This window comes from Acetobacter oryzifermentans, assembly GCF_001628715.1.
GTDB classification, from domain to species: Bacteria; Pseudomonadota; Alphaproteobacteria; order Acetobacterales; family Acetobacteraceae; genus Acetobacter; species Acetobacter oryzifermentans.
The window spans coordinates 56,122-68,348 of the sequence record NZ_CP011121.1 but is presented as its reverse complement, the minus strand read 5'-3'; the positions used below and the strand labels follow the sequence as shown (position 1 = coordinate 68,348).

Annotated in this window: 7 protein-coding genes; 3 read left to right on the top strand and 4 right to left on the bottom strand. The window is 51.2% G+C overall.

All coding sequences use genetic code 11. From position 1 onward, the window contains the following. Positions 1 to 52: 52 nt before the first annotated feature. A complete protein-coding gene (locus WG31_RS13565; RefSeq protein ID WP_100070283.1) occupies positions 53 to 1,111 on the bottom strand; it encodes a methionine synthase in 1,059 nt (352 codons plus the stop codon). An 18-nt stretch (positions 1,112 to 1,129) separates the two neighbouring features. Between WG31_RS13565 and WG31_RS13560 the strand changes: the two genes are divergently transcribed. Then, positions 1,130 to 2,161 (top strand): IS110 family RNA-guided transposase, encoded by a 1,032-nt coding sequence (locus tag WG31_RS13560; RefSeq protein ID WP_010511145.1) that lies wholly within the window; start codon positions 1,130 to 1,132, stop codon positions 2,159 to 2,161. Between the two features lie 237 nt (positions 2,162 to 2,398). On the opposite strand, the gene WG31_RS13555 is transcribed toward WG31_RS13560, so the two are convergent. Both WG31_RS13555 and WG31_RS13550 read right to left on the bottom strand, forming a co-directional pair. Further along, positions 2,399 to 3,427 carry a ParB N-terminal domain-containing protein gene (locus WG31_RS13555; protein WP_006115742.1) on the bottom strand — a complete coding sequence of 343 codons (1,029 nt, stop codon included), beginning with the start codon at positions 3,425 to 3,427 and terminating at the stop codon, positions 2,399 to 2,401. A gap of 186 nt (positions 3,428 to 3,613) precedes the next feature. Then, positions 3,614 to 8,740, bottom strand: a complete 5,127-nt coding sequence (locus WG31_RS13550; protein WP_006115743.1) for a DEAD/DEAH box helicase family protein — start codon at positions 8,738 to 8,740, stop codon at positions 3,614 to 3,616. Positions 8,741 to 9,233: 493 nt separating this feature from the next. On the opposite strand from WG31_RS13550, the gene WG31_RS13545 reads away from it, so the two are divergent. Both WG31_RS13545 and WG31_RS13540 read left to right on the top strand, forming a co-directional pair. Beyond that, entirely contained in the window at positions 9,234 to 9,830 is a 597-nt protein-coding gene (locus tag WG31_RS13545; protein WP_232517492.1) for a ParA family protein, read from the top strand. Beyond that, entirely contained in the window at positions 9,827 to 10,525 is a 699-nt protein-coding gene (locus WG31_RS13540) for a hypothetical protein (protein WP_019088965.1), read from the top strand. Before WG31_RS13545 ends, WG31_RS13540 begins: the two co-directional genes overlap by 4 nt. Before the next feature lie 730 nt (positions 10,526 to 11,255). Here WG31_RS13540 and WG31_RS13535 read toward each other — a convergent pair. Next, positions 11,256 to 12,179: a replication protein RepA gene (locus tag WG31_RS13535; RefSeq protein ID WP_006115744.1), complete on the bottom strand. Its 924-nt coding sequence runs from the start codon at positions 12,177 to 12,179 to the stop codon at positions 11,256 to 11,258. Positions 12,180 to 12,227: the final 48 nt, after the last annotated feature.

Genomic DNA, 12,227 nt, shown 5'->3' with positions numbered 1-12,227 from the left:
TCATTTTATAAAGTCATACCCTCAACTGCCACGGTTCTAATCCGATAGCCTCCTAAACCGAGAGTTCCTTGCGTAAGATTTCCGCACCAGCACCCAGAGCGTTGAGCTTGCCTCGCGCCACGTCACGCGGCAAAGGCGCCATCCCACAATTGGTGCAGGGATAAAGTTTGTCGGCATCGATAAACTTGAGTGCCTTGCGCAAAATATCAGCGACTTTTTCGGGCGTCTCGATGGTTTTGGTGGCCACATCAATGGCGCCAACCATCACTTTTTTTCCACTAATGAGTTCGATCAGATCCATGGGGACGCGGGAATTCTGACACTCCAGTGAAATCAGATCGATATTAGATTTTTGCAGCTTGGGAAAAATCTCTTCATATTGACGCCACTCTTCCCCAAGAGCATTTTTCCAGTCGATATTGGCTTTGATGCCATAGCCGTAGCAGATATGGACTGCGGTTTCGCATTTCAGCCCTTCAATGGCTCTTTCCAATGCGGCGATACCCCAATCATTCACCTCATCAAAGAAAACATTAAATGCCGGCTCATCGAACTGGATGATATCGACGCCAGCCGCTTCCAGCTCTCTCGCTTCCTGATTGAGGATCTTGGCAAATTCCCACGCCAGTTTTTCGCGGCTTTTGTAGTGAATGTCATAAAGCGTGTCGATCATGGTCATGGGACCAGGCAACGCCCATTTGATCGGTTTCTTCGTCAGTGTGCGTAAAAATTTCGCATCCTCAACAAAGACCGGCATCTCGCGCGTCACAGTGCCAACAACTGATGGCACACTCGCATCGTACCGGTTGCGAATTTTAACCGTCTGACGGTTTTCAAAGTCGACACCGCTGAGGTGCTCGATAAATGTCGTGACGAAATGCTGACGCGTCTGTTCGCCGTCACTGACGATATCAATCCCCGCCCGGTCCTGATCGTCCAGAGTCAGGCGCAGCGCATCCTGCTTGCCTTCAACCAGTTCCTCACCCTGCAATTTCCACGGCGACCAGAGTGCCTCGGGTTTTGCAAGCCAGGACGGCTTGGGCAGACTACCAGATGGGGTGGACGGCCTCCCTGCGGCATCAATGTGCCATGATGGAGGTTCACTGACCATCAGGAGGAGACCGCCCGTATGAAAGCTAGCATAATTGGCCTTGATATTGCCAAATCCGTTTTTCAGGCTCATGGGGCTGACGCAATTGGAAAGTGCGTTTTCAAGCGCAAGCTTGGTCGCAGTGAAGTTTCAGCATTTTTTGCAAAACTTGACCCATGTGAAGTTGTTCTGGAAGCCTGCGGGTCAGCTCATTACTGGGCACGGGTGATCAGCAGGATTGGTCATGATGTCAGACTGGTTCCTCCTGATCGGGTCAAATCATTTGTCAAAAAAGGCAAGAAAAATGACGCTGTTGATGCGGCTGCGATCTGCATGGCGGCGACTCATCCTGATACGATGTGTGTTCCGATCAAGAGCGAAGAGCAGCAAGGTGTCTTGTCACTGCATTCTGCCCGCGCTCTTCTGGTCAAACAGCAGACCATGCTGAGTAATGCGTTACGGGCTCTTGCTTCCGAGTTCGGGCTGATAGCCCCTCTGGGCACACGCCATCTGCCAGAACTGATGGCAAAAATAGAGACATCAGCCGACCTGCCTGCTGCCATGAAGCAGAGTGCCATGTTGTTATTTGAGCATTATGAAAAGGTCGCTCAGAGCATTGATGCTTTGGAAGTGCAGATCCGGGCGCGTGCAAAAAGCGATGACGATGCGCGTCGGTTGATGACCATCCCTGGGGTCGGTCCCATAACGGCTTCTCTGATTGTCGCCTCGGTCGCGGATATTGGCTCTTTCGCCTCTGCGCGCCATTTTGCCGCCTGGCTGGGGCTTGTGCCTCGTCAGCATTCTACCGGCGGTAAAACCCGTCTGGGAAGGATTACCAAAACGGGCAATCGGCAGATAAGAACGTTGCTGGTTCTTGGTGCGACGGCCATGCTTCATCGTGCCCATAAGTGGGATAGCGCTGCGGGTCAGTGGCTATGCGAACTCATGGCGCGTCGTCCAAGGCGTCTGGCAACAGTTGCACTTGCCAATAAAATGGCTCGTATCATCTGGGCGTTGTTGTCACGTAAAGAGATCTATCGTCCGGCTGGTGTCAGTGTTTCAGCAGGCTGACCTGCACCAGCAGAACGATGGACACCGGAGCTTGCTCCGGTAGATCCGGCAGTATGTACGAACCGACGTGATGGGAAGACAGTCATTCAGCAACAGTTCAGGCCATACCGTTCGACCGTCTGTGCCCCTGAGCACGTGATACCAGATTGGTGCCTGACACGTGAGCGCACACCCATGATGGCCAGCGCATAAAGTCGCATAAACAGGCCGGACATAAGAGCGCATCTGACCGGGTCTTCACGTTAAATCGGTATTCATCATCCAGCCGGTAGAATAATACGTTTTAGAAATGACATCGGGAGAACAATGTGAGGTATTGCGCTTAAACGGCCGTCCACATAAGATCGTCGAGATATCATCTGCCTGCTCCATTTCCCATGACCCAACACTCCGGTGTCCCTCGGGAACAATCCCTTCTCCATACTCGTTGGCCGGAATGAAGACGCAGCCTTCAGGTTTCTTTTTTTCGGCCCATATCTGCTGTGCCTTGAAGATCGCCGCGAACTGGGTGCAGTAACGATTGTCCTGCCCACCCTGCCCGAACAGATCCTCTTCCCAGACCACGCCCGCCTCTTGTGCCGTCTCATCATCAAATTCAAAATCACGGGCATATAACTCGACCTGATCGAGATAGCGGACAAAATCTTCCCAGTCGAAGTGCGCAAACTCTTCCCTGCTCATTTCATAATCAGTTGGATCGACACCCTCATCCGCACTTTCGGCCCAGATCTCTGCCCAGACATCGCGTTGGCGCTCCAGCGGCGTGCGCGCAATTGCGTTCCGTTCCGTATAGGAAGGGCCAATCCCACCATCTATTGCCGCAATAATGGGCGGATGAATCTGGGATAACAGCATCAGGCCACGGAGATAGGCTGGTGTGACCATAAAAGCCCGACAGATTTCTGTATCAGTAGCGCCCTTCTCGCGCATATCCAGCACACCACGCCATTGTTCGGATTCCGTCATGTCGGCACGCACGACGTTCTCGGCAACAGCGGCCATCGTATCGCTTTTTTCATCACCAGAACGGACATGCACGTCAATTTCGTCCAGTTTCGCAGCAATACAGGCCCGCACCCGTCTGTGACCAGCGACAATCATCAACCGACCATCCTCAAGTTCCCGCACGCAGGGCGCATGAATCAGGCCCACTGTCTTGATATTCAGCGCAAGCTGATGTTCCGCACGAGCATCTGGCTGGGTCTTACGTGGATTGTTCGGGTTTGGTACGAGTGTTCTGGGATCGACGCGGCGAAGTTCCGTCATGATACGCTCCTCACTTTCAGGGTCATGAGGTGTAATTTTCTGACCTCATACCTTCGGCACCGCCGCAGACGCGCACACGGGGCAAGGGCGAGCGTCAGCGAGGCCCCGGAACGGGGCGTACCCTTGCGGCGGGTGGGCGGCCTGTGGCCCGCCCTTCCCTTTTCGGATTTCTGTTTTCCTTTTTTCTCAGGCCATCTCCTCTATTTTCTCTCCAACGTCAGAAGCAGCATCATCATTGGCTGAGGCCAATTTCAGTGCGGTTCCCTCTTCCTTGCCTTCTGCTTCCAGCTCGGCATCCAGTGCGTACAGCTCAGCACATTTGGCTTTGAGGTCCGCGGCTTCCGCAAAAGGCAGTCCTTCGCGTGCGCGATAAGCTGGCAGTCGGCGCTGTGCCTCATCCAGACTGCGACGTGCTTCAGCCAGATCGCTGTCCAGACGTAAGGCTGCGTGCTCAATCCGTGAAATCAGTCCCAGAGGCTTGGTCTCACGATCCGTCTCGACCTCGATTTCTCCTGCAGGTGTATCCAGATAGATGGAGGAGACTACTTCTGGTTTTCTCTTGTCGGACGTTCTGAACTGCTGTTCATGAGCTTCGCACATCACTTCAAATCCGGCGATCCGACCCATGCTCCACTGCCCGGTCCGGCCTTCCCGTTCAGCAAGCCGCGCCTGCGACAGTATCCATGCCCCAGCTTTTTCACGGCTCTCAACCACCGTGGTGTCACGGTGCAGCGCAAACGCCTCCCCTTTCGTGGACACACGCTGGCCTATTGCCGCCTCAATTTTCGGAATGCGTGTCTGCGCTGTCTGGATGTCGCGTTCAGCTCTCTGGATCTGGCGACGCACATTGAACTGATCATCGAAATGCGCGGCCTGCAAACGCTCAAGACGCGCAATATCGGCTTCCAGGCCAGCCTTCTGTATCAGACGCATGTCACCTGATGCCAGCGCCTTGGCCATTGCAAACTGGTTGCCTTCACCGCCCACATCCTCAATCCGGCGAATGGTTCGATCTCCCGACATCGCAAGACCGATAAAACGCATCTTGCGTTCAAGCAGCTGCCAGTTGGTGGCGTCTACAGATCCCTGCTGGGCGTAAGCGTAGATTTCCACTTCATCGTGCTGGTTGCCCTGACGCACAATCCGACCTTCACGTTGCATGATATCGGCAACAAGCCAGGGCACGTCGAGATGATGCAGGGCTTTCAGGCGCTGCTGGGCATTGACCCCTGTTCCCATTGTGGCTGTTGAACCGATCAGGATACGCTTGCGGCCTGCATTGAGATCACCAAACAGACGCAGCTTGGCTGCCGCCTTGTCGTAATCCTGCATGAAGGCAATCTGCTCGGCCGGGACCCCCATGCGGATCAGCTCTGACCTGATCCAGTTATAAGCCGAGAACCCACGCTTGCTCTGGGAGGCCTGCGTGCCGAGATCGGAGAAGATCATCTGCACCGCTCCCGGCAAATCATAGGCCCTGCCCGTTTCGGGGTTGGTGTAGCGACTGGCAGATGTTTCCTGCCAGATTTCAAACACCTTCCGGATCATCACATTCAGCTTGGAATGTGGGTCATCATCCGCCCATGGTGCGATAAACCGCAGATCGATCGCGCCATGCCGGGCATCATTCATCACACTCAGAATGATGTCGTCCCCCTTCTGAGGACGACCTGAACGGGCTTCAATCGCGCGCATCCGTTCTGCAAGGGTCTGCTGGAATGCCCGAAAGTCTTCTGTGCTTTCGGCCACCACAATCTGTCTATTGCCGCCCTTAACAGAGGGCAGTTTGACATATCGTGCCAACTCGTCTGACTGAACGACGTCCGCAAAGTCACGATACATGGCCATCAGATCGGCCACATTGACGAATTCGGTAAAGCGTGTGACCGGTTTGTAGAGACCGTTGGGCTGAAGCTCCAGTTCGGTGCGTGTTTCTCCAAAGTTGGCGGCCCACGCATCAAATTCATGCAGATTGCGCGCAACAAGAGCATCCAGATCCATATACCGCCCGACATTCCACAATTCGGCAATCGTATTCGTAATCGGCGAACCTGAAGCCATAATCAGCGGACGTGTTGGATCCGTCTTCGCGAGGTAACGGGTTTTCACGAACAGATCCCATGCACGCTGAGAGCCATTGGGATCGACACCTCGCAGATCAGACTGATTGGTGGCGTAGGACAGTTTCCGAAAGAGCTGGGCTTCATCGACAAGGATCTGGTCAATGCCCATTTCGCCCATATGAAGGAGATCATCTTTCTGGGCGGCCAATCCTTCCAGTTTTGACTCCATCCCTTCTTTCATGCGTTCAATGCGCTTGCGGGAGATGCGGTCATCGCCATCCAGGCCAGACAGAATGGCCTCATATGACGCAATCTGGTCTTCAATCATCTCCCGTTCAAACCCCGCCTCAACTGGAATAAACTTGAAAGCGTCATGGGTTATGATGATCGCATCCCAGTTTTCGGTTGCTGCGCGGGCAATAAAACGCTGACGTTTTGCTTTGACGAAATTTGTCTCGTCCGCCACGAGAATTCTCGCCGTGGGATAGAGCATGAGAAATTCACGCGCCATCTGTGCAAGGCAGTGGCCGGGAACCACGATAACGGCCTTACTGATCAGTCCAAGGCGTTTCTGCTCCATCACGGCAGCCGCCATGGAAAAGGTTTTTCCTGCCCCTACAGCATGGGCCATGTAGGTGCGCCCTGAGGCAATAATCCGCCACACCACGCGCTTCTGATGAGCACGCAAGGTAATCGTGCTGCTCGCTCCAGGCATACGCAGGTGACTGCCATCAAAGGCCCGTGGCACCAGATTGTTGTAAGTCTCGTTATAGAGCTTTACGAGACGGTCAGACCGGTCGGGATCCTGCCACACCCACTTTTCGAACGCGCTCTTGATAGCCGCCAGTTTTTCCTTGGCGGCTTCCGTTTCCTGTGTATTGAGTTCGCGTCGTTCGTTGCCATTCTCATCGCGCCAATGATCCCAGATCTTGGGAATGGACTGAGAGAGCGCGTCTTCCAGAAGTTCCGCTGCATTGCGTCGTTCCGTGCCCCAGACGGATGTTGCTTCAGCGCGAGACAGAAACGGCGCACGATTGATACTCCAGCATGCCACTTCCGGGGTATGACGAACGGTTGTTTCAATCCCCATGACCTCTTGTACGAAGTCCTGAATGTCCGTGACGGGCAACCACGGTGCTCCCAGACGGGCTGTAATTTCAGAGGGACGCAGATCAGCAGGCTGCACACCTTCAAGGGCGCTGACATTGCGTGCATACCGCTGATCATGATGTGCGGCCTCGCGTGCGAGCGCCAGTTTGGTGCGCACCGCACCTGAGAGCATCTCATCAGACGTGACCCAGACGTCCCTGCCCTGCGCGCTGCATTCCGGATCGAGGTAAATGCTCTCACCCAGTTCAGCCAACGTATCGGCTTCACTCCGTCCCAGCAGTTCGGCAATGAGAGGCAGATCCACACGACCCGTTTCATGCAGGGACACAGCCAGCGCGTCATGGGCTCCGTGTATTTCAGGCTCTGTCGGTGCATGAATGACACGCTCTGAAAATATCGGCCCCATGCGACCCGTATCCGTGCGCTCGTCATACTCCTCAATCGAAGCCACCAGCCAGACGTCAGGATCATCCAGAAAGGGCTGCAGGTTCGGACGCCGCTGGGTTTCGCGTGTTTTCCCAGTTTCAGGGTTCTCGCGCAGCGTGGTGCGGGTATGATTGATGGGGCCAAATTCACGCACGAAACTCTGGTACGCCGTTTTCAGAGTGCGCTGCTGCGACCCGTAAGGCAGGTTCTGCATCTGCGCCCGCAACACACTTCGTGCGGCATCACGGATGGGCACCAGCGCACGAATGATCCGAGCATGCTTGGCAAAAATTCCTTCTGCCTGGCCTGCCTTGCGGATCGGGACGATCTGGGCCTGCCCCTCGCTAATCTGGTGCAGCACACCCCGATCAACAAAGTAGCTTCCTTCCTTGAGGTCCGCCCCACTTGCCGCGGTTCCAACCGTAACGCCCTCACCTGCTGGTCTGGCAATACGCGCCTCTAACGGCTGCAGGAAATGAACGTTGGGCGCGATCCGGCTCAGGGCTTGCGGAAGAAGAAGGTCTAGTTCTGCGCCGGCGGTGGCAGAGCATGTGTAATCGGGACCAAACTGCGTTGTCGTCCAGATATGACTGCCGAGCACCTGTTCGGGATGGTCATGGAAATACCGGTTTATGACGAGCGGACCATTCCCCTCATCTGAGTCTGGGATGTCTGCAGTTTCAACCCAGCTCTCGTTTGACGGCTCTTCCCCCATTTCTCGTTTGCGGAATGCCAGGATATCGACCACCACATCTGTCCCGGCATCGTCACGCATTGCGCCTTCAGGTAAACGCACAGCGCCAAGCAGGTCTGCGCTCTCGCCCATAATCCGTCGTGCCTTAGGATCCGTTTTGTCCAGCGTGTATCGGGAGGTCACGAACAGGGCGATACCCCCTGGTCGTAAAGCATCAATTGAGCGGGCAATGAAGAAGTCATGAAGACTGAGACCCTGCTTCTCTAACCCATCACGACCGTGCACCGTGCGATTGCTAAAGGGTGGGTTACCAATCGCCAGATCATAGCCCCGTGGGAGCTGGGCTCGGGTGAAATCCTCACTGCGGATCCATTGGTTTGGATAGAGTTTGCGCGCTATGCGGGCAGAGATTGGGTCATTTTCAATACCTGTGAAGGCTATCTTGCCTTCCAGTTTTTCAGGTCGTGCGGCTATAAAGACCCCGGTTCCGCAACCCGGTTCAAGCACCGAACCGCCACGAAAGCCCATACGCTGAGCCATATCCCACAGCGAGTGAACAATCAGTTCCGGGGTGTAGTGGGCATATTGCGTGGCGCGCCGCAGGCCAGCCCTTTCAGTCTCCGTCGTAAGCTGTTCAAGTTCTGACGCAAGACTTTCCCATCCCTTGCGCACTTCTTTGCCTGTCGGCGGGAAGAGGTTGTTGGCAAGTTCACCCGCACCAAAACCTGTAAAACGAGCAAGCACGTCCTGCTCTGCCTCAGTGGCGTTTCGATCCTCGCATTCAAGTGTCGCGAGCAGGGCGATCGCTGCGATATTTGCTTCTGCACGCGCTTTCCAGCCTTGAGCCAGACCACGTACGCCATTTAGACGAAAATCCCGCTGTGGAATACGGAAAGGGTGAGGGGAGGGGATGCAGACTTCGGGAATGGGCTGGTCATCGTCTAGAGACCAGAGGGCTGCAAGTTCACCTGACAGCACTGTAGTATCGAACAGATTGAGTTGCGAGGCAGACATGGACATGATGACACACTCCGTTCAAACGGCTTCGCCCGACACCTCTTCTGAGGGTCGGGGGCCTGATTGCTGGGTTGGTCGGGATCAAGTGCAGGACTGGGAGTGTTTACTCTCTCCTTATTCCTTCTCCTTGATACTTTCCTGACAACCGGGCCGGAGTGGGTGGGGCAAGTGCGGCGCTCTGCGCCGGGAGCGGAGCCACGCACAGACCGCGTAGCGGGCGAGCATGGCGAGCACCAACCACTTGCGCCACATGCTCAGGGCTGGTGTATGGTATATTTGACCGCATTATTTTACGCCGTAAAATTTTTACGGTGTAAAAATTCTGGATATATCTATCTGCCTACGTTATGTTTTGCGGGTATACTGCAATTAGGTTACACGTTTTTAGCGTGTTTTTATCTCATGATCTGAGGTCACAATGGTAAGGCCAAAAAACAATCACCGACAATCTATAATAATGCTATCTTCTCCCAAAGGAGGAGTAGGTAAGTCGTCCTTGTCACGAAATATCTTGGTTTTAGCTTCAAGGGCAGGGAAAAATGTACTCGGTCTTGATATGGATAAACAAGCAACTCTAGCCACCTGGGCAGAGCGACGTGAACGCGTCAGAGCTGGAATCTCTGGCGTCTCGGAAATTCCAGTGCGTCGCGTAATGCTAGATGACTGGCGAGGCGCATTGAAAGAAGCGCGTAATTCTACAGCTGACTTTATTGTTATTGATACACCGCCATCAATAGAAATTAATATGACCGCGATTCTCGGACTGTGTGAAGGGGCTGATTTCGTTCTTGTACCTTGCCAACAGACCCAAGATGACTTTGATAGTGTCGCTCCATGGATGCGACATCTGAAACAAAGTGATGTAAAAGCGGCTTTTATTATTAATCGAGCTAATATACGTGCGCGTTCCTACGCGACTATTCGTTCAAAATTAATGAATGTAGGTCCAGTCTGCCCAATAGAAATATCACAAGCTGAAGAAATATCTTTAGCAAATGGTAAAGGGCTTGGAGTGATGGACCTAAGTAAACCGAAAAATGCTGAAGCTTTCGGTGCGTTGTGGGCATACCTAAAGCAGGAGTTGGATTTATGAGCAAAGCAACTTCAAGGCGGGGCGTTTCTCTGCGAGCTCTACAGGATTTGGATGCAGATGAAGTGCCTGCATTCGATGCCCGTCCCCAAGAGTTACGGGAATTAACTATTGTATCATCGGAAACCTTAGAGACTATCAGTAGCGTTTTTTCTGGCACTGAACTGGCAAATGATCAAGCACGTATTCGCGTTATTCTTGAAACTCAACGAGCCGTTAATGCTGCATGGGAAAGGGCTGCGCGTTCATTTTTGGAGATTGGACGGGCATTAAATACGCTCGATAACGTACTTTTTTCTCGAGAAGAAAAAAATCGACTTAAATCAAGCTTCGAAGAATTTTTTCCGTTTTCAGAACCTGTTGCTTCTCAATTTAGACGCATTGCTCATGTCGTAGATAGCGGCCGTCTTGATGAGACTTCTTTGCCTGGCTCATATAGTGCTGCCTATCAATTAAGTCTACTTGCACCAGAAGAGCTCGATATTGCTCGCGCGCAAGGTCTTGTGGGTCCAAACACTTCAAGGTCAGCCATCATTGCTTTTCGTAAATCAATCAAACGGAATATTTCGCATGTTGATTTTGCTGCATTATCTACTGAGGCTCGGCGATTAAAATCTACCCGAAGGCATATGCTTGAGCAGCTAATCGCGATAAGAACTCGTCTCAAAGAAATCCAAACATTACTTGATGAGGATTAATAAGCTCATTCATTTATTGCGAATAGAAAGCATAATTCTAGATGAATCCGCTACGTTTTGTAAGCATATACATATTCATACAAGTCGTAGCGGGAATTCAAATATTGTCTTACTGATGTCGGAGTATTTCCCATTAAATTAACAGGAGTAATCATCGTGACAAACTCGTTAAAAACTAACATTTGGAGGGATAGCAAGACTATAGTTTAGTGCTTCTGGCTTCTCATTTCAGGTTTCTAACATATCATTCGATGGACTACGGGCTGTTTTTGGCGCAGCAACTTGAACTGCGAGGATTTTGTGCTTTCTCTTGCGATCCGCAGGGCTAATTCTCTCGAGAAAAAGAGAAACGGTGCGCTATTATGGGTAGTAAGAGCAAGCTGATCTTTATGGAAAGCCCGTTATGATAAGATGCATGCGGATAAATAGTCATGCCTGTGATTTCTGGTTAAAAAAATGTATGTTAACGGAGGATTGGATAATGGACTTTCCAATGCTGATCCCTCATTGTGGACAGAGTCCAAAAATAATTCAAAAATGAATGGTAATGTTTAGATGTGACGAAAGTTTCTTAGAAATTGATCTTATTACGGTAAGAAATTTACGTTCGTAATAAGGATTGGACTCTGTCCACAAAGTTTGCAAAAATTTTAATTTGCGCTTATCGAAAAGTAGTTAATCTAAAATCTTCCTGCAATACTAATATATTTTTTCTTATTAACATGTAAATTTACTTTCCAATTCGCTTTTCGGGAATTGGAGGTGGAGAAGGATAAAGAATGATTCCATATTTATCGTCCATTTGTACCTTAGCTTCCGGGTAGACTGAGAGAGCAATTTTAAGCGGAGTAACAATGTCTTTTTTAAAATATCGTAATTCTTTATATTCCGGGCCGAACTGATTTTTTAACGTATTCCAACTTAAAGTAAGCGGATCGTTAAGTACATGTAATCTGTACGCCAACCAGATATAAATATCGATAGCCTTAGATTTATTAGATATTTGTCGAATTGCGATTTCACGAAGAGGAAGTGGATGTTCAATAAGGCTCTCATAAAAGCCTTCATCTAGTCTTACGGCTTCTTTCCAAAATGATAGTTGGTTTCCATTTTCAGATTCAACTGGCATGATGGCGTCACGGACAAACGCACCGTTAGTTATAATTTCTGCACCAGCATTTATTCTAGTGAACGTCAAACGGCATCGACTAATACGATTAGCTTGATCTCTGACGGCAATATAGGTTTTGCCACCAACTGAAACACCCATTGCTTTTAACCAAGCATTCATGCTGGATCCGAGCTCGACTTCTCTGGATCTGGTTCTTACAGCTTGTGTTTGTAGATATAGAAGGATAAGTCTAGCCATTGCGCCAAATGGCACGCCTACGGCTTTATTTTCTTTATCTAAGCCACTTTCTACTAGAAGTTGAATTGAACCTCCTTCGCGGCGCCAAATAGATTCTGAGATTTTTTTATGTGGTAAAGCGGCCATTGCAAATCCTGCATGAGCTATACCAATAGCCTGATCTTCATCAGACATTACTTCATGAGCGGCTTCGACACACAGACGTTGCGTTTTATCCTCAAGTGAGGCTAATCGCCGCATTTCTTCAACGCCAAATCTGTCTAGTAAGCTATGAATCTGTCCCATACTTGAACAATGTCATAAGGAAAATTTGTTCGTCAATTTGGACTTTGT